The following is a 26,665-nucleotide window of genomic DNA, read 5'->3' on the forward strand; positions in this document are numbered from 1 at the left end:
AAAAAGAGGGATTCAATTTGAATCCCTCTACATCTTCTTCATCTTATGATTCAGTTGCATCTCGATTAAACGATGTCACTTGTTGTTCGCCGCTCTCATTAAGTTCGCTATCTCGTTTTATACGACCTTTGCCAACAGCAAGAGCCACAAAAACCCCGACTGCGATAAAGATGAGCCCTGTCAAGAAAACCGTAGAAAAAGAATCGGACCAGGCAATTTGAATGGCATGAATCACGCTATTTTGTATATCTTCAGGCATTTTTAAAAGACTCGGATTGAGCAGTAAACTAAATAATGAATCCGTTTTTTCTGATAGAGCTGTTAAGGCTTGGTGTGCAATTGGATTTTCAGCATCATTAGCTGCAGTAACCATTTCTCCTTTAAGTGTGTGATTCATGATTGAATTTAAAACGGTAATCCCAATTGTTCCACCTATGGAGCGAAAGAAGGTGGAAGCTGATGTAACAGTTCCTAGTTGGGATTTTGGAAATTCATTTTGAATCGCAATCATTAATGTAGGCATAACTAAGCCCATTCCTAAACCAAGAACAACCATATATGCATAAGCAGTGTATTCGTTTGAATCGATGCCCATTGTACTCATTAAAAAGAATCCTAAAGCACCAAGCAGCATACCTGCTGTTAGTACAGAGCGAAAGCTAAATCTTAGTAATAGTTGTCCGCCAATTATACTTGCAGCAATCATAGCAATCATCATTGGAGTCATAGTAGAACCAGCCTGGGTTGGTGAAACGCCAAGAATACCTTGCATGTACATAGGTACGAACATAATGGCCCCAAACATACCAAGCCCAAGTAAAAATCCTAAAGCATTCATCGTTGCAAATGTTCGATTTTTAAAAAATGAAAGATCCAAAATTGGCTCTACTGCTTTTCGTTCGATGAAACCGAAAATGATAAGCAGCACAATGGAACCACCGAAAATAAGGAAAGATGTGGCTGATGCCCATTCAAATTTATCCCCGCCGAATGTCAAACCTAGCAATAATAGGACAATGGCAGGAATTAATGTGATAATCCCTAAATAATCAATATTCACTTTGCCTTTACTTGCAACTGTTTCGTGTTTGAATCCCATAAAGATTAAGATAGCGGAAAGAAGTCCAAAGGGAACGTTAATCAGGAAAATCCAGTGCCAGCTAATGCTATCAACAATAAGTCCGCCTAAGAAAGGACCGATAACTGAACTTAACCCAAACAGCCCACCAAAAATCCCTTGCCATTTAGCCCGTTGTTCAGCCGTAAAGATGTCCCCAATGATTGTCTGAGAAAGGGGCATAATCATCCCGCCGCCGATACCCTGAAGACCTCTATAGATGACTAGTTGTTCCATAGATGTTGCAGTTGCACACAAACCTGAACCAATAATAAAGATAATCGTTCCGATTAAATAGAGGAACCTTCTACCATACAAGTCAGATAGTTTCCCAACGATCGGGACAACCGTTGTCGATGTGATCATATAGGCAGTAGTAACCCATGCAAAAATGGTAAACCCATTTAATTCTGAAATAATCGTAGGCATGGCTGTTCCTACGATGGTTTGTTCTAAAGCACTGAAAAACATACCGATAATTAAGCCGGTAATGATTAATTTTGTGTTTATCTGTTTTTCTACTATCTCCATATCGTTTTCTCCTATCTGGATGTTATTAATAAAGTACCGTCATAAAATATACAATAAAACTGGCCGGTCAGTCAATCATTTTTATAGTAAAGGATATTTGTACCATATCCTCTATATTTCAAATCCATAAAAAGCTGCCATTTCCTTAATATATTTTTCAAGTGTTGAAATTCCTTTAAAATTTGAAAGCATCCCTTTTATGACTGGAAGTCGGGGGCTTTGTTTGTTAATCTCCTCTTCAAGCACGTCTAGTGAGATTTCTAACGCTTCTCTATTTTCTATTTGATCGATTTCATTTCTCATTTTTTGGACAATATTATTTACATTTGCAGGTTCAAAACATTGCTTGGAGTTTTTTATTATTTTCCCTAGCTTTTCCTCAGTTAAGAAGGGGACTTCGCTTGAAATGTCTTTAACGATACTATCCATCCTTCGCATTAAAAAGTGGGATAACTCCTCAATCTCAAACTCCGCTGGTTCCATTATCAATAACCCTACATACGATTGAAACAACCCTTCAAGAATAAACGCCAGATCAATTGAGAAAGGCTCTGTGTTTGATCCATAAATAGAAACTAATCCTTTGCGATATAATAAATGGAATTCAAAGCGCTTTTTAAAAAATAGCTTTTTAATTTCTTCATTCCTTGGAATCGCTTGTTCTTTGGAGAGCATTATTAAAAACTCTTTATGTCCGATAAAGGTTCCGAAAAAAGCAGAGATTTGCTTAATGAATTTTTCTCGGGGGGACAAATCTTGGTTTTCAAAAACTAATCTACTTGATTCAATTGTTTCAAATATATATTCCAGAATTGCGAGTAATAAATCATCTTTGGACTTAAAATGTAAATAGAAAGCTCCTTTAGAAATATTACTTTCAGTAGCAATTTCTTGTATAGACGTTGAGGAAAAACCTTTTTGAGCAAAAAGCTTCATCCCTGATTTTATGATTACTTTCTCCTTTTCTGTCAAAATAAACCCTCCATTAATTGATGTTCCTATGCCATAATGAATATTTCTTGACTTATGACCGGTTGGTCAGTATGATTAAATCTGTTATGACCGTATAGTCAATCCTATTCGAATCAGACCAAAATGTCAACAAGGTATAAGAAGGAGCGAAATATGAAGAAAATTATTCAGTTTTCATTGAAGAACAAATTTGCCGTATGGCTGTTAACCATTATTATTACAATTGCTGGATTGTATTCAGGGATGAACATGAAACTCGAAACTATTCCAAATATCAACACACCACTTGTTTCAGTTTTGGCGGTATATCCTGGTGCGACGCCAGAACAAGTAGCTGAAAAAGTTACAGAACCGATTGAAAAACGAGTCGAAAATTTAGACGGGGTTTCTGTTGTTAGTTCCTCATCGTTTCAAAATGCTTCATCTATACAAATAGAATACAATTTTGATAAAGATATGGAAAAAGCTCAAAATGAAGTGAAGGAAGCATTGAGCAATCTGGAACTTCCGGACGGAGTAGAGGAACCTAAAGTTTCCCGGATGAGTTTTTCTGCATTCCCAGTCATGTCATTAAGTATTACAAATTCCAAACAATCTTTGGCAGAATTAACAAAAACAGCTGATGAAGAGATTGTTCCAGAACTTGAAGGTATTGAAGGGGTATCTACCGTTCAAATTTCAGGTCAACAGGTTGACGAAGTTCAATTGAAATTTAATCATACTAAATTAAAGGAATATGGCTTATCTGAAGAGACGGTAAAAAATTTGATCAAAGCTTCCGATGTAACCATTCCATTAGGATTATACACGTTTAAAGATACGCAAAAGTCCGTTGTTATGGATGGTAATGTTACTACAATAGACGACTTAAAAGCAATTAAAATTCCCGTCATTCCATCGGTAGGTGGCACCCAACAAGGAATGACGGGCAGTCAACAAAACCAGGGACAACAAGGTATGACTGGAGGCCAAGTTACCCAAGGCAAACAATCTGCACATGCACCTGCAGCTATCCCTACTATAGAACTAAAAGATATTGCCGCAATTGAGGTAATTGGGAAAGCGGAATCTATTTCTAGGACAAATGGAGAAGAGTCCATCGGAGTGCAGATTACCAGTGCACAAGACGCAAATACAGTGGATGTTGTGAACGCGGTAAAAGAAAAATTAGGTGATTTTGAAGATCAGATTGATGGCTTAAAGGTGACTACCATTTTTGATCAGGGGAAACCGATCGAAGAATCAGTTTCAACAATGCTGAATAAAGCCATATTTGGTGCAATTTTCGCCATGATTATAATTTTGCTTTTCTTAAGAAATTTCCGCACAACGATAATTTCAGTTATCTCGATACCATTATCCATATTAATTGCGATATTACTGCTAAAACAAATGGATATTACGCTTAATATGATGACACTTGGAGCAATGACAGTAGCGATCGGCCGAGTCATTGATGATTCGATTGTTGTTATCGAAAACATTTTTAGACGGATGTCACTTAAAAATGAAACTTTAAGTGGTAAAGAATTAATTGTCGCCGCCACTAGAGAAATGTTTATGCCCATTTTTTCATCCACAATAGTAACAATTGCTGTGTTCCTTCCATTAGGCTTAGTAAAAGGTCCTGTAGGGGAAATGTTTTTACCTTTTGCATTAACCATCGTATTCGCATTAATGGCGTCTCTATTAGTAGCCATTACGATTGTTCCGATGATGGCCCATTCCTTATTTAAAAAGGGCATATCAATGAAACAAGAACATGTTGAAAATAAACCAGGTAAATTAGCATTGGGATATAAAAAGGTTCTCAATTGGTCATTAAACCATAAAATCATTACTTTCGGTTTAGCTATTCTGTTATTAGTAGGCAGTTTGTTCCTTGTACCAGTAATCGGGGTAAGTTTCCTTCCATCTGATGAACAAAAAATGGTTGTTGCCACTTATAAACCAGCACCAGGTCAAACATTGGATGAGGTTGAACGGATTGCAACCGAAGCAGAGGGATTTTTCGAGAACAGAGCTGGAGTTAAAACAATTCAGTTTTCCGTTGGTGGAGAAAATCCAATGAATCCAGGTCAAAGTAATTCGGCGATGTTTTTTGTTGAATATAATAAAGATACAAAAGACTTTTCACAAGAAACTGAAAATGTGATCAAAGATTTGAACAAAAGAAAAGATAAAGGCGAATGGGCTAGTCAGGATTTTTCAGGTATGGGTTCATCCAATGCTCTGTCGTTTAATGTATTTGGGGACAATATGAATGATATTGAACCAGTCGTAAACAATATTTCAAAAATTTTAAAACAAAATGATTCACTTAGAAATGTGAAAACTAGTATTGCGGACACTTATGAAGAGTATACCTTAGTAGCTGATCAGAAAAAGTTAAGTCAATTAGGACTTACTGCTGCGCAAGTTGGCATGGAACTAGCTGGTAATGGACAGCGTCAAGTATTGACAACAATTAAAAAAGACGGCAAAGAAATGAATGTTTATTTAGAAGTTGAGAAAGATGATTTTGAAGATATAAATGAACTTACTGATAAGACAATTCAATCCCCTATGGGTATGGCAGTCCCTATTAAGGATGTCATCGATATAAAACAGGGAAATACATCTGATACGATTACAAGACGAGATGGTCGTATCTATGCAAGTGTTAGTGCTGAAATTACTACCAAAGATGTCTCTAAAGTTTCAGCTGCGGTTCAAAAGAAAGTAGACAAACTAAAACTTCCATCAGCCGTCGATATTTCAGTAGGCGGGGTTTCGGAAGATATTGCTGAATCCTTTACACAGTTAGGTTTAGCAATGCTTGCAGCCATTGCGATTGTCTATTTAGTTCTCGTTATTACATTTGGTGGAGGGTTAGCACCACTAGCGATTCTATTCTCGTTGCCATTTACCATTATCGGCGGGTTATTAGGATTATTGATCGCTGGCGAAACCTTAAGTGTTTCAGCAATGATTGGTGCCTTGATGTTAATTGGTATAGTTGTAACGAATGCGATTGTACTAATTGATCGTGTTATTCATAAAGAAAATGATGGATTATCGACACGAGAAGCCCTTCTTGAGGCAGCCGGGACACGTGTTCGCCCAATTCTTATGACAGCAATTGCGACAATTGGTGCACTTATACCACTAGCAATCGGTATGGAGGGAAGTGGACTAATTTCGAAGGGATTAGGTGTCACTGTCATCGGTGGACTGACAAGTTCGACGCTGCTTACATTAGTGATTGTACCGATTGTGTATGAAACGCTGATGAAAATGAAGCGAAAAGATAAGAAGCAAGTAGAGAAAGTTTTATAAGTAAGCAATGGTAAACTTATTGTTGATTTTGGCACCCTGTTGATTGGAGTGGAAGGCGCGAAGACTCCTGCGGGAGGACGGGGCAGGGGAGACCCCGCAGGAGCGCAGCGACGAGGAGGCTCCCCGGACCGCCCGCGGAAAGCGAAGCGCCTGGAACGGAAATCAACAGGCAAGTTTCACGGTGCCTATAAGTAAAATAAAATGAATAGAAACTGATTCTCCGTTAACGCAACATTCACGGTGGGGTCAGTTTCTTATTTTTTTACCGATTCCTTGACATTTAAAAAAAATGGAGTATAGTAGTATTCTTGTGTTGCCCGATTTGATTATTTCTTAAATATTCATGGATTGTTCATAATTAAATGCTAATATAGATGATAGACTATTGGGAACAGTATCCACCCATTATATTTAAAATAATGACTAAAATTATATAATAATATACTACAAGGCAGGTGCTATATGAATAACTTATTGCAAAGAGGTCAAAGTATTTTTAATAAATATGTTGGCTTTTTCTTTTTGACTGTGTTTTTCCTATGGATAAAAACATATATCGTTCAGTTAACGCAATTTGACTTAGGAATAGAAAATTCACTTCAGAAGTTTCTATTATTTATCAATCCGCTCGGATCTGCCTTACTTTTCTTAGGACTTTCTTTCTTTTTAAAAGGGAGAAAAAAGTATATCGGGCTGATTGTCATCGATTTTCTTTTATCAATTTTATTATATGCGAATATCATATTTTACCGTTTCTTTAATGATTTTATTACTTTACCAACATTAACGCAGACACAAAATTTTGGCGATGTAAGCGGGAGTGTGACGTCCCTATTAAAACCATATGATTTTTTATTCTTCATTGATATCATTATTTTGGCTGCCTTACTTGTTTTACGTTTTGTGAAAATAGAGGCTAATGACATGAATCGTGGGAAAGTCGCAGCATTATTCTCAATGGCTCTTGCGATTTCTAGTGCGAATTTAGCCCTAGCTGAAACGGACCGTCCTCAATTATTAACAAGAGGATTTGACCGAAACTATATCGTGAAATATTTAGGTATGTACAATTACACGATTTATGATGCCGTTCAAAGTACGAAAGCATCCGCTCAAAGGGTTATGGCGAGCAGTGATGATATTACTGAAGTCGTTAACTATACAAAATCGAATTATGCAAAGCCAAATCCAGCTTACTTTGGTGCTGGAAAAGGAATGAATGTAATCTATCTTCATCTTGAATCAATGCAAAACTTCCTTATTAATTACAAGTTGAATGGGGAAGAAGTAACACCATTTTTAAATTCATTAACGAAAGATCAAAATACACTTTACTTTGATAATTTCTTCCATCAAACAGGACAAGGTAAAACGTCGGATGCTGAATTTATGTTAGAAAATTCATTATATGGATTACCTCAAGGGTCAGCGTATACGACAAAAGGTTTAAACACCTATGAGGCTGCTCCCGCAATACTAGGTCAGCAAGGCTATACGTCTGCTGTATTTCACGGGAATTCAGGAAGCTTCTGGAATCGTAATGAAATTTATAAATCATTTGGTTTTAACAAGTTCTTTGATTCAAACTATTATCAAATAGATTCTAAAGATCTAGCTGAGTATGGACTGATGGATAAGCCATTTTATGAACAATCGATTCCACTTTTGGAATCTTTACCAGAGCCATTCTATACAAAATTTATTACCGTCTCGAATCATTATCCGTACCCAATTAATGAAGAAGACGCAACGATTGCACCAGGTACAACGGGTGATAAATCGGTTGATGGGTATTTTCAAACTGCACGATATGCGGACGAAGCATTGAAGCAATTCTTTGACTATCTGAAAAAATCAGGTTTATATGATCGTTCCATTATTGTGATGTACGGGGACCATTATGGTATTTCAGAAAATCATAATAAAGCAATGGCACAGGTAATGGGAAAAGAAATTACACCATTTGAAAATAGTGGATTACAGCGCGTGCCATTATTTATTCGTGTCCCAGGAATGGAAGGTGGAGTAAACCACGAATACGGTGGTCAAATCGATCTTCTTCCAACACTTCTTCACTTGCTTGGAACTGACACAAAAGAATATGTCCAATTTGGTACCGACCTATTATCTGAGCAGCATGATGATGTAGTTCCTTTCAGAAATGGAGGCTTTGTAAGTTCAACTATCACCTCTATTGATGGTAAGTTCTATGATTCCAAAACGGGAATGAAATTAGATAAAGCTAAAACCGAAGAAGCTAAGAAAGATCAGAAAATCGTCGAATATAAATTAAAGCTATCAGATAAAGTTGTAAATGGAGATTTATTACGTTTCTACAAACCTGAAACGTTTATTCCTGTCGACCGTTCAAAATATAACTATAATCCCACGACTGATGTGGAACCCAATAAGTAAGTAAAACAAAGAGGGCTGCCTAAGTAAATTTTCTTAGGCAGCCCTCTTTGTGCATTTCGTTTCTATTTCCTGAATCTTTTCCTGTAGATAGTAGGAAGATAAGATCATGGACTACTAGTGAAAGGTGGGGGAAATAGTGGGGAAGATTTTTCATATTTACCAAACAGATTGGAGAAATATATTTAGAGTTCCAACTGTAGTTTTGTTAATTGGGGCACTCATGATCCTGCCTTCTGCCTATGCATGGGTTAATATCAAATCAATGTGGGACCCTTACGGCAATACATCGGGGATTCGGGTGGCTGTTAGCAACGAGGATGAAGGAGCGGAAATTCGTGGGAAGAAATTTAATGTTGGAAATGATACTGTAAAAAGCCTAAAAAAAAATCACCAGCTTGGTTGGGTCTTTGTGAATCGGAGGGATGCACAGAGTGGTGTAGAGAAAGGGCACTACTATGCATATCTCATTATCCCAAAAGATTTTTCAAAGAAACTTACGAGTATTTTAGAAGTGAACCCTCAAAAACCAAACATAGAGTTCGCTGTTAACGAAAAAATCAATGCTGTGGCGCCGAAAATTGCCAACTCAGGGGCATCGAGTGTTACGGCGCAAATTAGTCAGGCGTTTATTAAAACGGTGGGAAATGAGTTATTCACTGCATTTTATAAAGCAGGTATTGAGCTTGAGCAAGCATTGCCTTCCATACATAATGTTGAGAAACAAATCTTTGAATTGGAAAAAGCATTACCGCAGATAGAGGAAATGGGAAAAAAGGCGATTGAACTGGAGGAGAGGCTGCCCGAAATACAAGCAAAGGGACAGAAAATTATTGAGCTTGAACAAAGAATTCCCGAAATCCAGCAGGCCGGCACCAGTATCTTAAAGGTTGAAGCTAGTTTGCCACTTATAAAGGATGCCGGGGACAAAGTGATCGTACTACAGGGGAAACTTACTGATATGCAGCGTACCACCGATATCATTTCAGAAGTAGGATCGAATTTAAATGAGATAGAAACGAAACTTAACCAAGCAATCGATAGCGTAAAGGATACAAAACAGGTAGATACTACAGCAAATCAAGAGCAACTAGACCAATTGTATGAGGAGTTAGTAAGAATCCATAATAGCATCCATGAAACTCGAACTGGCATTCAACAGAAAGTAGCCGAAATTACCGGAGGCATTAATTCAGCAGCCTTATTTTTTAAAAATGATTTGCCCAAGGTTGAACAGAAACTACATAAGGCGGCTGATTTTGTCCGGAATGATTTGCCAAAAGTGGAGGAGGACATTCGGAGAGCAAGGAACCTTGTTCAAACTATGCTTCCCGAACTTGTAAAAGTTGTTCATAAAGCAGCGGACTTAGCTCGAAATGACTTACCAGGATTTGAAACTAAAATTAGAAGTGCGGCCGATAAAATTCGTAAGTTTGAAGGCAGTGTGAATATAAATGATTTAATCCAATTACTTAAACATGATCCTCAAAAGGAAAGTAACTTTTTATCGAGCCCAATCCTATTGAAAACGAAAAGGTTATTTCCTATCCCGAATTATGGATCGGCGATGACCCCTTTCTATACGATGCTGGCACTATGGGTCGGAGCCACTCTCCTGATCGCTTCCTTAAAAGTAGATGTCGATGACCCTGAGAATAAATACAAAAGCTACCAAATCTATTTAGGGAGGCTACTAACATTTCTGACGATCGGCATCTTCCAAGCAGCCATTGTAGCCCTGGGTGATTTGTTTTTAATTCACACGTATGCAGTGGACAAACTTTGGTTTGTACTTTTAAGTATTTTTATCAGTATCGTGTTTGTTACGATTACGTATTCCTTATGTTCGGTGTTCGGAAATATTGGAAAAGGTTTAGCAATCCTTTTCTTAGTCCTGCAAATATCTAGTTCGGGAGCTACGTTTCCGGTTAGTTTGACCTCTTCCTTTTTCCAAAAGTTAAACCCCTTTATGCCGTTTACGTATGCGGTAAGCATGCTCCGTGAAACGGTCGGTGGAATGATCAAAGAGGTGGTTATTAAAGATATCCTTTCATTAATTGTCTTTGTCTTCATTAGTTTTCTTGTAGCATTGATATTAAAAAAACCATTAAGCAAACGGATTCAACAAACAGCAGAAAAGGCCAGAACGACTAAGATCATTCCTTAGTTAGTGCAATAGAGGTGGACAATTGTCTGCCTCTTTTTTTATATGTGATCACTCTAGGATTTTTTAAATATTGTAATAAATCATATTGACAATTCCTATGTGTATGGTAGGATTAATTTTAATATTAAATATTCTTATCAAGTTTGGCTGAGGAGACTGGTCCAATTAAGCCAGGCAACCTGGTGGGAGATAAGGTTTAAATCGCATTTCCTGAGTGGATTGGCGGTTTTTGAAAGGGAGGCGAATCAACTGGAAGGTACAGAGTGGCAAGAAGTAAAGGAACATATTGAACGTATGCTGGACACATTAAAATATGGATCTATTACACTAGTAGTTCAGGATGGAAAAATAGTACAAATTGAGAAAAATGAAAAGGTTCGTCTTCAATCAAATAAAATTCGCTGACTAGAAAAACTTGAGGCGGTCTACACCTTTTTGTGGTGGGAGACAGCCTTTGTAATTTGACAAAGGGGGTCCATAGAGGATGACAAAAGCAGTGACTTATAATAATTGGAGTGAAATCTCGGAAAACTTCTCTATTCAGGATGAGACTAAGGGTGCCAGGTCTGTATTAGAGTGGGCATATAGCAATTATCCTGAAGGGAAAATTATCTATGCATCCAGTTTTGGTGCTGAAGCAATTGTATTAATCGATTTGATTTATCAGGTAAAAAAAGATGCTCAGATTGTTTTTTTAGATACAGGGCTCCACTTTCCTGAAACGTACGAAGTGATTGATAAGATTGAAGCTCGTTTTCCAGAGTTACAAATCGAGCGAAAAACCCCTGATTTGAGTTTAGACCAACAAGCAGCAGAATATGGCTCGGCATTATGGAAACGTGATCCAAACCAATGCTGCCAAATCAGAAAGGTCATCCCTCTGCGCGAGGCATTGACTCCAAAAGATGCATGGATTTCAGGTCTTCGGAGAGAACAGTCGCCAACAAGGAAGGATACGCAATTCGTTAACAAAGATGATAAATTTAAAAATATAAAAATCTGTCCATTAATTCATTGGACGTGGGATGAGGTTTGGTCGTACATCAGGGAAAGAGACCTCCCTTATAACCAATTACATGATCAAAACTATCCAAGTATTGGCTGTTTCCCATGTACACAGGCCGTCGGAACAAATGGTGATTCCCGAGATGGGCGTTGGACGGGCAGCAGTAAAACGGAGTGCGGTTTGCACTCTAAGTAAAGGAGGTCATTCCTACGCTTACCATAATTGCGGTTTCAATAGGATTATTTTTTGCAGTAAATATTGGTGCTAGTGGTGCTGCTGCGTCGATGGGTATATCCTATGGAGCCGGTGTAATAGCAAAAAGAAAGGCATTGGCTCTATGTGCCATTGCAGTTTTCCTAGGTGCTTGGCTAGGTGGAGAGGAAGTCGTAAAGACTATTGGGAGCGGTATTGTCCCTAGCAGTACTTTTACGACGGCGATTGCCTTGATTGTGCTTGCCTCAGCAGCATTATCATTATTCCTAGCCAACATTTTTGGGATTCCTCTTTCGACCAGCGAAGTGGCAGTAGGATCAGTTATTGGAGCTGGTGTAGTATATCAATCGGTTTTTGTAGGCAAGGTTTTGTGGATAGCAATGTTTTGGCTGCTGACTCCTTTTGCTGCATTTGTTATTGCCATTTTGGCTGCATCACTGTTGAGGCGACCATTCATTAAAACATGGATGGAGAAGTCAAAAGCTGGTCCTATATTAGCAATCATTGTTGTACTTATGGGCCTGTTTGAAGCCTTCTCCGCTGGAATGAATAATGTAGCAAATGCAGTTGGACCACTTGTTGCCGCAGGATTAATGCATAAGGGGGATGCGGTCATCTGGGGCGGTCTAGCCGTTGCACTAGGTGCCTTCTTTCTAGGTAACCGGGTGATTGAAACCAATGGAAAAAAAATAACGACTCTCAGGATAGAAGAAGGTTGTGTAATTTCAGGTACTGGAGCAAGTATTGTTACTGCTGCTTCGCTGTTTGGTATTCCTGTCCCATTAACGCAAATTACGACTTCCTCCATTATCGGTATTGGCTTTGCCAAATATGGAAAAGCAGTTCTAAAAAAAGATATTGTGGTTCAGCTATTAACTGTTTGGATTGTATCTCCTGTTTTATCGATGGTACTTTCATACACCATTATTCAATTGGTGATTGAACAGAACTTCTATCCAATTATTGCAATGATAGGTGTTTTAATCTCCGTATTTGGCGTATTGTTCCTAATGAAGAAATCACCTTCAAAGGTAGGAGTCACGAATACGAAGGTAGCGAATAAATTAAAATTTGTAGAGAAAGGTTGATCAAAATGTCATACTTACCTAAACCTCATGGAGGAAAACTTATTCAAGCGTTCGACCCAAATTACGATCTTACCACAATCGAAAAGGAAATTGAAATTGATGCAATTGCATTAAGTGACCTAGAACTAATTGGTATCGGATTATTCAGTCCTTTAACGGGCTTTCTCGGCAAAAAAGACTATGAATCTGTCGTGAGCAATATGCGTTTATCAGACAATACCATCTGGTCTATCCCTGTAACATTGCCCGTATCTTACGGTGTTGCTGAAACACTTGTGGAAGGAGAAGAGTACAAACTTTCATTTAACAAGGAAGTCTATGGTGTTATTAGGGTTTCAGAATGGTATGAACCTGATTTAGACAAAGAAGCACTTGAAGTATATAAAACAGAAGAACTTGCCCACCCGGGTGTGAAACGTCTTTACGAAAGAGGACCTGTTTACGTTGCTGGGGAAGTTGTACTCGTAAAAAAAGCCGAAAAAGGAGTATTCGGTGATGTGTGGTTTGAACCGAAGGAAACACGGGCCATTTTTGAAGAAAAGGGCTGGAAGACTGTTGTAGGTTTCCAAACAAGAAATCCTATTCATCGTGCACATGAGTACATTCAAAAAGCTGCCCTTGAAACGGTCGATGGCTTGTTCGTCAACCCGCTTGTTGGCGAAACAAAGTCAGATGATGTCCCTGCGGATGTCCGTTTGAAAAGTTACCGTGTTTTACTAGAGAATTATTATCCTAGCGAACGAGTCCAACTTGGTGTGTATCCAGCAGCTATGCGATATGCAGGACCAAGGGAAGCCATTTTCCATGCACTTGCCCGTAAAAACTTTGGTTGCACCCATTTTATTGTTGGTCGTGACCATGCAGGAGTTGGAAATTATTACGGAACTTACGATGCCCAGCATATTTTCAGTAATTTTACAGAAGAAGAACTTGGTATCAAGCCTTTGTTCTTTGAACATAGCTTCTATTGCAATAAATGCGAAGGAATGGCCTCAGATAAAACTTGTCCGCATAGCAAGGAAGACAGAGTGATTCTTTCTGGAACAAAGGTGAGAGAGATGCTACGAGCAGGAGTACTTCCACCGTCTACCTTTAGCCGCAAAGAAGTTGTTGAAGTGTTAATTGAGGGAATGAAAGAAAAAGCAACAGTGTAAGGAGGAAAATAAATCAATGTCTAAACCAACGAATATTACTTGGCATGAAACATCTATTTCCAAAAAAAATCGGCGTGAAAAAAATGGTCACGGAAGCTGTGTACTCTGGTTTACGGGACTCTCAGGATCGGGAAAATCAACTATCGCAAATACTGTATCGAACGAATTGTTCCGTCAGGGAATCAATGAATATGTCCTCGATGGTGATAATATTCGCCACGGTTTAAACAAGGATCTTGGTTTTTCCGATTATGACCGAACTGAAAATATCCGAAGAATTGGCGAAGTTGCCAAGTTGTTTGTCGACAGCGGCAAAGTGGTGACCACCGCCTTTATTTCACCATTTCGCTCTGATCGTGAGCAAGTGCGGGCTTTATTTGAAGACGGAGAATTTATTGAAGTTTTTGTCCAATGTCCAATCGAGGAATGTGAACGTCGCGATCCTAAACAACTCTATGCGAAAGCGCGTCGTGGCGAAATTAAGGACTTCACGGGAATCGATTCACCTTATGAAGCGCCAGAACAACCGGAAATCACACTTCGTTCTGATCAGGTAAGTGTGGAAGAGGCAGTGGAACAAGTCTTTGCTTATTTAAGAGAGAAAAAAATTATCTAAATGATGAATTAATAAAGGGGCAGCGAGAATGAGAGGTATTCTTTACATTGGCCACGGCACACGCTCAAAAGAAGGAGCAGCGGAAGCAAATTCATTCATAAATAGAGTAATGGAACGAATTGATGTTTCTATTCAGGAAATGAGCTTTCTTGAGTTGACCGAACCAAGTATTGAGGAAGGCTTTCGGCGCTGTGTGATTAGGGGAGCGACTGAAATTACAGTCATTCCCCTGTTCTTGTTGGCAGCAGGTCACATTAAAGAAGATATTCCTCGTGCACTTACTTCTCTTCAGAAGCGGTTTCCGAAAATCGAAGTGAAAATAAGGAATCCTTTTGGTGTCCAGGGGCGGATTCTCGATGGAATTGCTGAACTCGTTAGGAATACTGTCGTAGATTTATCTTCGGAGGATTCCATTTTAATTGTTGGAAGAGGAAGCAGTGACCTGAGCATTCACACTGCCTTCGCACAGATATCTGAAGGGATTCAGGAACGCCTCAGAACGAAACTTGTTTCTGTTTGTTATTTGGCTGCAACTGAGCCCAAGTTCCCAATAGGTCTTGAGGCTATTTCCAAAAAATCAACTGGAAAAATAATCGTTGTTCCTTATTTATTATTTTCCGGTCTACTTTTAAAGGAAGTCGATCAAAAGGTCAGCATGAGACAAAATCTTGGTCAGCAAATTATCCACACAGGTTCGCTTAGCAAACATCGAGTCATTGAGGATATCATCATTGAACGGGTTGCAGGATGTTAAAAATACTCTAAGTATTATTAAAGCACAATAGCTAATAGTCCAATGGATTATTAGCTATTTATTTGGAATTATATTATATAAATGATCTTAAAACCTGAACTAAAGTTCACTTTTCAATAGGATAAATGTTATAATAAAGGTGTAAATGTAAATATCTCTTACATAAATAAATCTATTAGAAGAGAGTCTAAAGCAGGGGATAATAAAATGGTAAAATCTAACGAAAAGATGTGATTATGTGACAGAACTTATAAATGAAAAAATTCAACACCGCAAGTTACCACTTCGAAAAGTTATTCTTCGAACCATTGCTATTACAATTGGAGCCATTCTTATGGCTACCGGGTTAGAGATTTTTTTAGTTCCTAACCATGTTATTGATGGCGGCATTACAGGTATTTCAATTATGCTTGCCCATATAATTGGATGGAAATTAGGGATTTTCATCTTCATTCTAAACTTGCCTTTTGTTTATATGGGATATAAACAGATGGGGAAAACCTTTGCATTTTCTACTGTTTATGGAATAATCGTTTTATCTATTTTTGTATCATTTTTCCACCCGATTCCTGCATTTACAGATGATATTCTCCTTGCTACTGTTTTTGGGGGGATGATTCTGGGTATGGGCGTAGGAATCGTCATCCGAAATGGCGGAGCGTTAGACGGGACAGAAATATTGGCACTTGTGATCACTAAAAAGGTCCCATTTTCAGTTGGCCAGATCATCATGTTTATCAATATCTTTATCTTAGGAGCTGCCGGTTTTGTGTTTAGTTGGGATCGGGCGATGTACTCTCTGTTAGCCTATGTTATTGCATCTAAAGCGATAGATGCTGTTGTTGCAGGATTAGAAGAGTCCAAATCTGTTTGGATTATTAGTGATGAGGCAGAAGAAATTGGAAATGCTATCAATGCCAGACTGGGAAGAGGGGTTACTTACATTAAGGGTCAAGGTGCCTTTACTGGAGATAGCAAGAAGGTCATTTTCAGTATTATCACGAGGTTGGAAGAATCTAAATTAACCACAATTGTAGAGGATATTGATCCGACAGCCTTTTTAGCCATAGCAGACATTTCAGAAGTCCGTGGAGGCCGATTTAAGAAAAAGGATATTCATTAACAATAAATAAAAGGATCTGCAAATGAATCACAGATCCTTCAACTATCATTAGTGGCCTAAACCAATATCATCCACATGCTTCACATGTTTATTATTAACCCAGATAAATAATACCGAAACTATTACAAAACCAGCTCCAACAAGAAATGGAACACTTGGATTGTAAATTTCCGCAAGTTTTCCGGCAGTATAGGGTGCAATGGCTCCTCCAATAAAACGTAGGAAGCTGTATGCAGCAGATGCTGTTGAACGCTCAACCGGGGCTGCATTCATCACAGCTGTGGTGATCAGGGTATTGTTATTGCCTAATAATGCACCTGCTAGAATAACAGCGGCGATTAACACCCATTGTGTCGACGTCCACATCCCCATTACGACTAAAAGGAGAGCAAACAAAATTAACATAATACACATTGATTTTATGGTTCCAAACCATTCGGTAAGTTTTGGCGCCATAAAAACAGAGGTGACAGCCAGTAAGATTCCCCATCCAAGGAATACGTAGCCTAGACCGTGTTCATCTAAGCCCATGACAAATGGTGCATAAGCCAGCAAGGTGAAGAAGCCAAAGTTATAAAGGGCAGCTGCTATACCAAAAACTAATAGTGAACGATGCTTTAAAGCGCGAAATGGATCTAATAATGAAGTGCGAGATTTTACCGCATTTTGAGCAGTTGCTTTTGGCATTAGGATGAAAAGGCCAATAAAGGCAATTACCATCAAGGTGGCCACCCCAAGAAACGGGCCTCGCCAGGACATTGCGCCAAGCCAGCCGCCTAGTAGTGGGCCAACTGAAATTCCTAGTCCGATTGCAGCTTCGTATAAGATGATTGCTTTAGCCGTTCCGCTATTGGAGAGGGATACGATCGCAGATAAAGCCGTTGCAACAAACAGTGCATTTCCAAGGCCCCAGCCGCCTCGAAGCCCAACGAGCGTCCAAATACCATTTGAAAATCCGCCAAGAGCCGAAAATACCGCAATAATCACGATTCCAGAAAGTAATGTCCATTTGATGCCAAGCCTACTTGAGATTACCCCAGTAATAAGCATGGCAACTGCCATAACTGCATTATAGCTAGTGAATAGTAGGGTTACTTCACTATGTGTGGCATCTAATTGATCGGCGATTGCTGGTAAAATAGGATCAACAAGACCCAATCCCATGAACGCGATAATACTTGCAAAAAAAACAGCCCAAACTGCTTTTGGCTGGGTAAGTAAACCAACCTTTTTACCGTTTGCCTCCGATTTGTGTGGTTGCATTGTTAATTTAAATTCTGGTCTTGGTGACATCTAATTTCCCCCTAAGTTTTACTTGTTTCCAACTTTTTGAATTAGTTGTATAATGAAAGTATATAATTGTATTATACAATTAATTTTCACTGCGTCAATAGTGTTTTTGCAATGTACGTTAGACCGTGATTACTTATCATAGAGCCCGTATGTTATCATAATTAATATGTGGAAATAAGGTTGACAGTGAGGTAAAAGAAATGGATGTAGATTCTTTAGAAACGATAGAACTAGAATTAGCAATTCTGATCCGCCGAACCACTTCAATTTCGAGCAATAAAAAGCTCGGTAATCTGGATCGATCAGCCTATTTAATCCTTCATCGCATCAAAACGAAGGGAGCTGCAGGGGTTAAAGTTTTAGCGGAGGAATTCAAGCTAGATATATCTACAGTCAGTAGACAGGCAGCAGCTTTAGAGCATAAAGGTTATTTGTACAGAATTCCCGATCCATTGGATGGGAGAGCGTACACTCTTCAGTTAACTGAACAGGGTACAAAGGAATTAATCGATTATAAACAGGCACGTTTGAAGCGAATTACCGAACTACTAGAAGACTGGTCTGATGAGGAACGCAAATTATTCGGGATACTTTTGGAAAAATTCAATCAGTCTTTCAATTCCTAAATTTTTATACGAAAAATAGAGGAAAGTCCTAGTTAATTGAAAAAAGGTAATCCAAAAAGTTGTGATGGACAATTTTCTGGATCAACCTCTTTTTTTATCGGGACTTCAGCGGTGATAACAGCTCTGTAAATCTCTCGAAAGGAAGTTCGCACTATATCTCTAAAAAGAGAGACATGAGTTGATTAAACTGGTATTATCTTTGTGTAATAAAAATTTCTCTAAAATGACTGTTTTTTATAAAGGGTGGGAGAAGAAAATCATGGACACTAAAAGAATTGAACAAGACTTCTTAGGAAAAAAAGAAATACCAACAGATGCTTACTATGGTATTCAAACACTTAGGGCAGTTGAAAATTTTCCAATTACAGGTTATCGAATTCATGAGGAGTTAATAATCGCCCTCGCGATGGTTAAAAAAGCGGCTGCAATTGCCAATATGAATACGAAGAGGCTGTATAGTGGACTTGGCAACGTTATTAGCCAAGCAGCTGATGAAATAATTGAAGGTAAATGGAACAATCAGTTTATCGTCGACCCGATCCAAGGTGGAGCAGGGACATCAATGAATATGAACGCTAATGAAGTGATTGCCAACCGTGCACTAGAGTTACTTGGTCATGAAAAAGGTGCTTATATGCATTTAAGTCCCAATACACATGTGAATATGTCGCAATCAACGAATGATGTATTTCCTACAGCTATTCATATAGCTACACTCAGATTACTTGAAAAATTGCTAGAGACTATGCAGAGTATGCTTAAGGTCTTTAAGGATAAAGCTAAGCAATTTGAAAACGTTATCAAAATGGGTCGAACCCATCTTCAGGATGCAGTTCCGATTCGATTAGGTCAGGAATTTGAGGCTTACTCTCGAGTGCTTGAACGGGATATTAAACGGGTCAATCTTTCTCGTGGGAATTTATATGAAGTGAACATGGGAGCAACAGCAGTTGGAACAGGATTAAATGCAGACCCAAAATATATAATAGATGTCGTCAAACAGCTTACAGAAATCACTGGATTACCGTTGGTCAATGCGGAACATTTGGTTGATGCTACGCAAAATACGGATGCTTATACCGAAGTTTCAGCAGCATTAAAGGTGTGTATGATGAACATGTCAAAAATCGCCAATGACCTACGGTTAATGGCATCAGGTCCTCGTGCTGGCCTTGCTGAGATTTCCCTTCCAGCCCGTCAGCCAGGATCTTCGATAATGCCTGGAAAAGTAAACCCTGTTATGCCGGAACTGATTAATCAAATCGCCTTTCAGGTGATTGGAAACGATCATACCATTTGTCTAGCTTCAGAGGCAGGCCAGCTTGAATTGAACGTCATGGAACCTGTATTAGTCTTTAACTTACTTCAATCTATAAGTATTATGAACAACGGATTCCGATCGTTTACGGATCATTGTCTTGTAGGGATTGAGGCTAACGAGGCTCGCTTAAAAGAGAATGTTGAAAAAAGCGTAGGTATTATTACTGCGGTTAATCCACACCTTGGCTATGAAGTGGCGGCGAGAATCGCAAGAGAAGCAACTATAACTGGCAAGTCTGTTCGTGAATTATGCCTGAAATATGATGTCCTAAGCGAAGAGGAATTAGATCTTATTTTGAATATATATGAAATGACCAAACCTGGAATCGCAGGTGCTGTTCTTTTAGATAAAGATTAACGTTCTTTTTACAAAAATATTATTCTTTTGAATAAGGAGTGCCTGACACCCGGTACATTTATGTATGGAGTGTCAGGCACCATTTTTTTTACTGTAATAAGTCGCTCAATGGAACCAGTTGGTACCCTTGGGCTTTTAGCCATGGAATTACTTGATCAACAGCTTCCGGTGTGTTTATTCCACCGATATGCATGAGGATGATGTCACCGTTGCTTGCTCCAGTTTTAATACGGGAGATGATTACCCCAGTAGCCGGCTGCTGCCAGTCTATCGTATCAAGTGACCACTGGATGCTGTACGGGTACCCAGCTTCACCTGCTGTTTTGAGAGCGGATGAATTATATGATCCGAATGGAAAGCGAAAATACGGTTGGGGTGATTTTCCCGTTGCATTCTTGATTGCTTCTTCAGCTTTGATGATATCCTTTTTAAAAGCACTAGCTGTCGTTTTTACTGCGTCCGGATGGGAATAAGAATGGTTACCTATATCATGTCCTTCATCGGCAATTCTTTTGGCGAGGTTTGGATATTTCACAACCCATTTACCAGTAAGGAAGAAGGTGGCTTTGACATTATGCTTTTTCAACACATCGAGTATCCCAATGCCAACTGCATCACTACCGGCATCAAAGGTTAATGCGATTTTTTTCTGATGGAGGCTGCCGTTTGAAATAATCACAGATGAAGCTAATGAAGGTGGGGGAACCTGCTTTGGTGGATCTGCAGGTTGTGCCGGCTCTACATTCTTCCCATAAAGCTTCAATATTTGACCCACATTGATGACATCGGAAGGGAGACTGTTCCATTGCTTAATTTTTTCTACAGTCACATTTGCTCGTTTGGCGATGGAGAATAATGTATCGCCTTTAACGACCTTGTATTCAACTGTTTCATTATCACCCACAATAATTTGTTCGGGAGTAGTCGGGTTAGGTTGACTAGGTTCTTCTTTTGAAGGTTCTTCGGATGGAGGACTTTCAGCGTCGGGTGGATTTTCATTTCCTGAATCTGTTCCATTATTTTGTCCGGAACTTGAAGGTATCTCTGTTTTAGGAGGATCAATTGTTTCTCCACTCCTAAGGGCAGGCAGGTTCCAGTGAAAAAACAACAGGGAAACAACGCATAGCAAACAGATTGTTGCCAGAGTATAATAAATTCCTTTTCTGCTTTTTCGATGGGCATGAGAAATTACTCCTAAAACAAGAGATACTGAAAATAAAAGAATGCTAATAAGTAATAAGATTTCTGTCATGGTAATTCCCCCTTTATTTTCGTTCTAACCAGGGTGCAGAAATCGTTTAGTACAAGGAATAATTTGGTGCTGAAGTCAAAGAGGGGACTAAAGTGGTATTGATATTTAATTGATTTCTGCTTTAATTATACCATATGAGGAAATGGGCTTAGTTGCCACGCACCTTTAAAAAAAGACTACGATTTATACAAACTTCATCTTGTTTATTATTTTTATATTATAATTTCCAACTTTTTTGCAGGAAATTGTAATTAAAAATGGAATAGAATAGGAGAGTCATATGAAACAAAATTCAATGGGTATCGTCTAACTATTTATAAAAGGGCATAGAGCTATAAAAAAAGGGGTCAAGTAGGATAAAATGGCGAAGCATAATTGGGTACTTTCACTATTAGTAGCAGTTTGTTTATTTGGAACTGGATGTACGGAACAAACCGCAAAGGAAAAAGAAGCAAAGGCAGCAGAAGTGCAACAAAAGAGTGAAAAAGAGAAAAAATTACAAGAAGAAAAAAAACTGGCAGAAGCAAAGAAACGTGAAGAAGAACGAAAACGGGAAGAAGCAAGGCCTGTATATGTAAATATTATTGATCCGAACACGAAAGACAAGGTAAAAACTTTTAATACGAAAGATTTAGGGTATATAACGAATCCTGAAAATTATAAAGTTGAAATTGCAAAATTGACCAGAGAATTAGCGCGTGGATCTCAATCGACACCTGGGTACGATAAACGAATGGTTCTTGATAAGTTGGATAGAAATGGTCAGGTGATCAAAGGAACACCTCAAACAATCCTTGATGAAGAGGAATTGGCTGAAAAGATTATGCACGTTTCTGAAAAAGGCGGCGATGTAGAGATTCCTTTATATATTACTGCGAGTGGATATGAAAACAAAGACGCGGCCCATTTAGATGAAGTGGTAATTGCCTCATATACTACTTATTTTAATAGTGGTGTTGTGGGAAGAACGAAAAATATTGAACTATCGGCAGAAGCGATAAATAATGTCATCCTTGGAACGAATGATTACTTCTCATACAATACGACAGTTGGCCCGAGTGATGCGGAGCACGGGTACCAAAAAGCACCAGAGATTAATTACGGGAAATTAGTCGAAGGATATGGCGGAGGCATTTGCCAAACTTCTTCTACTTTGTATAATGCAATCGATCAACTAGCTGTAACTTATGTAGAAAAACATCATCATTCCTTAAAGGTCGGTTACGTGCCAAAGGGAAGAGATGCTACCGTATCCTATGGCGGCAAAGATTTTAGATTTCAAAATACATCTGGTGTACCTTTAATATTAAAGGCGATTGTAAGAAATGGGTCACTAACAATAGAGGTAAGGACATCAACAGCCTACCAAGACCAAGTAAAGAAAGGTATCTAGCTAGTAAGAATGTGAACTTTGGCACATGAAAAGATGCCATTAAAGACAGACAGAATCCCTTCATTGAACCGAGAAAACGGATTTGATGAAGGGATTTTTTATGTTTCTTTTAAATGGGGTACAGTATTACCTCATTTCCTCCCAATCTGTATATTGACCACTGCCTTGACATCCCGGGCATTCAAACGAATTAAAGTATGCAAATTCATTATAAGGGTACACGGTATAGCCTCGACCATAACAATCAGGACATTTGCCCTGGTCTTTCATATTCGAGACATGATTTTGGTATTTAGTCTCTTTCCACTGGTTAAAAGAGTTGAGTAGTCCCATTTTATTCACCTCATCTTTTTTCTTCTTAGTATGTAGAAAAAATGGAATTATTATGCTTGTATTATTTTATTGCATATAGGGAAACGATTGAAATATACAATTTTCCATTTATTAAACTTCAATACTTTTCTATAATAATTTTATGTAAAAAAAGTCATTTTTGTGAGTGGTTTTACAATGGAAATAAAAAAAGTGGAAAGCATCATTGCTCTCCAGCTTCATAAAATCGTGTTCATCCTATTTCCCAGTAATGTTTAATTTCTTCATTCGATACTGTAAACTTTGCCGACTTAGTCCAAGTAGTTGAGCTGACTTTGAAACATTAAAATTATTTTTAGTTAATACATGGTCAATATAAGATTTTTCAAATAACTCCATTTGTTGTTTTAAGGGAACAGCTATCTCTGCATTTTCTTTTATAAAGTTATCAACTGTAGAAAGAGGGATCATTCTTTCTTTCATCTGCATTTTGCTTCTATATTGGTAGGGTAAATGGGTGTACATGATCCATTCTTCATCGATCATAATATTCATAGCTGCTTCAATAATATGCTCAAGCTCACGAACATTGCCCAGCCAGTCATACTCAAAGAAAGACTGTTTAACTTCCTCTGACAAACCTTTTACATTCATCTGAAAAAGTTCATTGTATTTTTCAATAAAGTTTTGGACTAATAATGGTATATCTTCCTTGCGCTCTTTTAAGGGTGGGACAAAAATAGTTACGACTCCAAGCCGATAATATAAATCTTTACGCATCCGATTATTTGCAATAGCATCGATCGGATCTTCATTCATATTGGCAATAACCCGTACATCAACAGGTGTATCCTTCGTATCACCTATTCGCCGAATGGTCTTTTCCTGAAGAACACGAAGTAACTTTGCCTGAAGATTTAAATTTAATGAATTAATCTCATCTAGCAAAAGTGTTCCACCATTTGCCTGTTCAAATAATCCTGGGGTATCAACAGCACCCGTGAAGGCACCACGCTTTGTCCCAAATAGGAGGCTTTCGATTAAATTATCAGGAAGAGCTGCACAGTTTTGAGAAATAAATGGTGCTGATAATCGCCCGCTCCCGTTGTGAATACTTTGGGCGAAAAGTTCTTTCCCGGTCCCTGTATCTCCGACAATCAAAACATAGGAGGAAGTTCGGGTGGCACGTTTAGCTGATTCAATTACTTCCTTAATGGCACGGCTACTTCCGATGATTTTATCAAACGTGTATCGAGTCGATCCTTTATTCATATTGCCTTTAATTAATCGCTCTAATTTTGTAACATCATTGGCAATTTCAACTGCTCCCTGGAGTTTTTCTTCCGAATAAATTGGGATAGTATTATTAATTGTCGTAATTTCTCGACCTTTATTGTTAAAATAGGTTTGTTTTACGTTACTCGTTTCTTTTCCTTCTTGCAGCGCTTTTACAAGAGTACTAGATTGATCGTCTTTAAACATAAACACATCTAATAGGTTTTTATCAATAACGTCATGAAGGTCCATCGATTCCATTTGCATCATTTTTTTATTATAAATAATCGTTTTTCCAGTCTCATCTACGGCATGAACACCAACATTCACCTCGTCCAAAATCCGTTTATACATTCGATTTACATATAGTAAGTAATTGGCTGTTTGTTTTGTTTTCTCCATCGTGATTCATTCCCTTTGTTTTATCCCTTATGCACCTATTTAACCAAATAAAACGTAATAATGCAAAATAGTTTTGCAGTTTCATAGAGAAATCGTGGAAATTTGCAAAGAATATTGGCGTTTATCAGATAATTTCTCAATACGGTAATTTTTGCTAGATAGATACTCTTTCCTTTTTTGTGGAAAAATTATTTTGGCGGTATAGGTGCAAAATATTTATAAATCATGCAAAAATATTTTGCCTATTTGTTCAAAAAATGCTCACAAATAGGCATATTAATTTTGGCATGAAACTTGCATTTTAATATTTTGAAATATAGTGATAATTTAGAAATTATTAGCTAGTATTAGCTATTGAAAATAGGCTACTATTTCCGTATAATTTCTAATGCAAAAGGTTATATTGTAAAGTTGCCAGTTTAGGCAGAAAATTATCCTATTATTTTGTGTTAATAAGGTTTGAAAGCGTATTCTTTAAGGGAAAAAGGGGGATATTTAATGAATTTGCAGGAAAATAATTCAAATCATGAATTAAAAAGAACGATGAAGACGAGACATTTATTTATGATCTCTTTAGGTGGGGTAATTGGATCAGGTCTTTTCTTAGGTTCAGGGTACACGATTAGCCAAGCAGGACCAACGGGTGCTATTCTTTCTTATATTGTCGGTGGTTTGATCATGTTTTTAACCATGCTATGTCTCGGTGAATTATCTGTTGCCATGCCGGTATCTGGCTCATTTCAAACTTATACCACGAAATTTATTGGTCCTGGAACTGGATTTGCACTTGGATGGCTTTATTGGTTAGGCTGGTCTGTAACTGTAGCATTGGAGTTATTATCTGCAGGACAGCTCATGCAAAGATGGTTTCCTCATTCCCCTATTTGGATTTGGTGTGCGATTTTTGCTGTTGTATTATTCTCGCTGAATGCACTCTCAGCACGCGCGTTTGGCGAAACCGAATTTTGGTTTTCGAGTATTAAAATATTAGCTATCATCGCATTTATTGTTCTTGGTGGAGCGGCGATGTTTGGTTTAATTCACTTGAAAGGTGGACAACCAGCACCGTTTTTCTCTAATTTCACCGCACATGGTTTATTACCACATGGTCTTACTGCCTTAATTATTACAATGATTGCAGTTAACTTTTCGTTTCAGGGCACAGAATTAATCGGGATAGCTGCAGGTGAAAGTGAGGAGCCTGAAAAAACCATACCGAAATCGATTAAACAAACAGTTTGGAGAACTCTATTTTTCTTCGTTTTAGCGATATTTGTATTAGCCAGTTTAATTCCTATGAAACAAGCTGGGGTCGTGGAAAGTCCATTTGTTGTCGTGTTTGACAGTATTGGAATCCCTTATGCAGCAGACATTATGAACTTTGTTATTCTGACGGCGTTACTTTCTGTTGCAAACTCAGGACTATATGCAGCAACACGAATGTTATATGCGATGTCTAAAGAGAAGATGACTAGTCCTGCACTTGCAAAAGTAAATAAACAAGGAGTACCAATCAATGCGCTTGTTTTGACGATCGGGATCGCTTTATTATCCTTACTGTCGGGCTTCTTTGCCGAAGAAACAGTATTTGTATGGCTGCTTTCCGTCGCAGGATTAGGGGCTCAAGTCGGTTGGATTTCAATCACAGCTTCACAAATTGCCTTCCGTAGAAAATTCATCCGTGAAGGTGGAAATGTAAAGGATCTTAAATTCAAAACGCCGCTTTATCCAGCACTGCCAATCATTGCCTTAACTTTAAACGTTATCGTATTGGCAAGTTTAGCGTTTGATTCAGAACAACGTTTGGCTCTGTATCTTGGGGTTCCGTTTGTAGCAGCCTGTTATTTAATTTATCATTTTAGAATTAAAAAGAACCGCGAACAAGATGGTGAAGGTGAACAAGAATTACAACTGCATGAAAATAAAAAAATGATTATATAGTTTACCATGTTAAAAACGCTTG

19 protein-coding genes are annotated in these 26,665 nt (G+C 38.2%); 14 read left to right on the top strand and 5 right to left on the bottom strand.

Features of this window, described 5'->3' with window-relative positions:
* Window positions 1-43: 43 nt before the first annotated feature.
* Both CCK98_RS11885 and CCK98_RS11890 read right to left on the bottom strand, forming a co-directional pair.
* Window positions 44-1,648 (bottom strand): MDR family MFS transporter, encoded by a 1,605-nt coding sequence (locus CCK98_RS11885; protein ID WP_088086775.1) that lies wholly within the window; start codon window positions 1,646-1,648, stop codon window positions 44-46.
* Between the two features lie 111 nt (window positions 1,649-1,759).
* Window positions 1,760-2,620 (bottom strand): TetR/AcrR family transcriptional regulator, encoded by an 861-nt coding sequence (locus CCK98_RS11890; RefSeq protein WP_088086776.1) that lies wholly within the window; start codon window positions 2,618-2,620, stop codon window positions 1,760-1,762.
* A gap of 153 nt (window positions 2,621-2,773) precedes the next feature.
* On the opposite strand from CCK98_RS11890, the gene CCK98_RS11895 reads away from it, so the two are divergent.
* The 10 genes from CCK98_RS11895 to CCK98_RS11940 all read left to right on the top strand — a co-directional run bounded on the left by CCK98_RS11895 (window position 2,774) and on the right by CCK98_RS11940 (window position 16,471).
* The gene (locus tag CCK98_RS11895; protein ID WP_088086777.1) at window positions 2,774-5,938 is read left to right on the top strand and encodes an efflux RND transporter permease subunit; all 3,165 of its coding nucleotides are present in this window, start codon (window positions 2,774-2,776) and stop codon (window positions 5,936-5,938) included.
* A gap of 462 nt (window positions 5,939-6,400) precedes the next feature.
* Window positions 6,401-8,353, top strand: coding sequence for an LTA synthase family protein (locus tag CCK98_RS11900; RefSeq protein ID WP_088086778.1), 1,953 nt, complete (start codon window positions 6,401-6,403; stop codon window positions 8,351-8,353).
* 136 nt (window positions 8,354-8,489) lie between these two features.
* Entirely contained in the window at window positions 8,490-10,517 is a 2,028-nt protein-coding gene (locus CCK98_RS11905) for a YhgE/Pip domain-containing protein (RefSeq protein WP_179195773.1), read from the top strand.
* 249 nt (window positions 10,518-10,766) lie between these two features.
* On the top strand, window positions 10,767-10,922 hold the full coding sequence (locus CCK98_RS11910) for a YezD family protein (RefSeq protein ID WP_256942549.1): 156 nt from the start codon (window positions 10,767-10,769) through the stop codon (window positions 10,920-10,922).
* Window positions 10,923-11,001: 79 nt separating this feature from the next.
* Window positions 11,002-11,718 carry a phosphoadenylyl-sulfate reductase gene (locus tag CCK98_RS11915; protein WP_088086780.1) on the top strand — a complete coding sequence of 239 codons (717 nt, stop codon included), beginning with the start codon at window positions 11,002-11,004 and terminating at the stop codon, window positions 11,716-11,718.
* Window positions 11,719-11,807: 89 nt separating this feature from the next.
* Complete coding sequence (locus CCK98_RS11920) at window positions 11,808-12,824, top strand: inorganic phosphate transporter (protein ID WP_088086781.1); 1,017 nt, start codon at window positions 11,808-11,810, stop codon at window positions 12,822-12,824.
* Between the two features lie 5 nt (window positions 12,825-12,829).
* On the top strand, window positions 12,830-13,978 hold the full coding sequence (gene sat / locus CCK98_RS11925; RefSeq protein WP_088086782.1) for a sulfate adenylyltransferase: 1,149 nt from the start codon (window positions 12,830-12,832) through the stop codon (window positions 13,976-13,978).
* A 16-nt stretch (window positions 13,979-13,994) separates the two neighbouring features.
* Window positions 13,995-14,594 (top strand): adenylyl-sulfate kinase, encoded by a 600-nt coding sequence (gene cysC / locus CCK98_RS11930; RefSeq protein ID WP_088086783.1) that lies wholly within the window; start codon window positions 13,995-13,997, stop codon window positions 14,592-14,594.
* Between the two features lie 28 nt (window positions 14,595-14,622).
* On the top strand, window positions 14,623-15,348 hold the full coding sequence (locus tag CCK98_RS11935; protein WP_088086784.1) for a sirohydrochlorin chelatase: 726 nt from the start codon (window positions 14,623-14,625) through the stop codon (window positions 15,346-15,348).
* Window positions 15,349-15,586: 238 nt separating this feature from the next.
* Window positions 15,587-16,471, top strand: coding sequence for a YitT family protein (locus CCK98_RS11940; protein ID WP_088086785.1), 885 nt, complete (start codon window positions 15,587-15,589; stop codon window positions 16,469-16,471).
* Between the two features lie 48 nt (window positions 16,472-16,519).
* On the opposite strand, the gene CCK98_RS11945 is transcribed toward CCK98_RS11940, so the two are convergent.
* A complete protein-coding gene (locus CCK98_RS11945; protein ID WP_088090380.1) occupies window positions 16,520-17,734 on the bottom strand; it encodes an MFS transporter in 1,215 nt (404 codons plus the stop codon).
* A 230-nt stretch (window positions 17,735-17,964) separates the two neighbouring features.
* Here CCK98_RS11945 and CCK98_RS11950 point away from each other — a divergent pair, with 230 nt between their 5' ends.
* Complete coding sequence (locus tag CCK98_RS11950) at window positions 17,965-18,390, top strand: MarR family winged helix-turn-helix transcriptional regulator (protein WP_088086786.1); 426 nt, start codon at window positions 17,965-17,967, stop codon at window positions 18,388-18,390.
* A gap of 259 nt (window positions 18,391-18,649) precedes the next feature.
* On the top strand, window positions 18,650-20,068 hold the full coding sequence (gene aspA / locus CCK98_RS11955) for an aspartate ammonia-lyase (RefSeq protein ID WP_088086787.1): 1,419 nt from the start codon (window positions 18,650-18,652) through the stop codon (window positions 20,066-20,068).
* A gap of 88 nt (window positions 20,069-20,156) precedes the next feature.
* Here the strand turns inward: aspA and CCK98_RS11960 are convergent, their stop codons facing one another.
* Window positions 20,157-21,320, bottom strand: coding sequence for a polysaccharide deacetylase family protein (locus tag CCK98_RS11960; protein ID WP_088086788.1), 1,164 nt, complete (start codon window positions 21,318-21,320; stop codon window positions 20,157-20,159).
* A gap of 361 nt (window positions 21,321-21,681) precedes the next feature.
* Between CCK98_RS11960 and CCK98_RS11965 the strand changes: the two genes are divergently transcribed.
* Complete coding sequence (locus tag CCK98_RS11965) at window positions 21,682-22,713, top strand: VanW family protein (protein WP_088086789.1); 1,032 nt, start codon at window positions 21,682-21,684, stop codon at window positions 22,711-22,713.
* Window positions 22,714-23,283: 570 nt separating this feature from the next.
* On the opposite strand, the gene CCK98_RS11975 is transcribed toward CCK98_RS11965, so the two are convergent.
* A complete protein-coding gene (locus CCK98_RS11975; protein WP_179195774.1) occupies window positions 23,284-24,702 on the bottom strand; it encodes a sigma-54-dependent Fis family transcriptional regulator in 1,419 nt (472 codons plus the stop codon).
* 498 nt (window positions 24,703-25,200) lie between these two features.
* On the opposite strand from CCK98_RS11975, the gene CCK98_RS11980 reads away from it, so the two are divergent.
* Entirely contained in the window at window positions 25,201-26,643 is a 1,443-nt protein-coding gene (locus CCK98_RS11980) for an amino acid permease (protein WP_088086791.1), read from the top strand.
* Window positions 26,644-26,665: the final 22 nt, after the last annotated feature.

The sequence above is a fragment of the Bacillus sp. OV166 genome, from assembly GCF_900177675.1.
Lineage (GTDB): Bacteria > Bacillota > Bacilli > Bacillales > Cytobacillaceae > Neobacillus.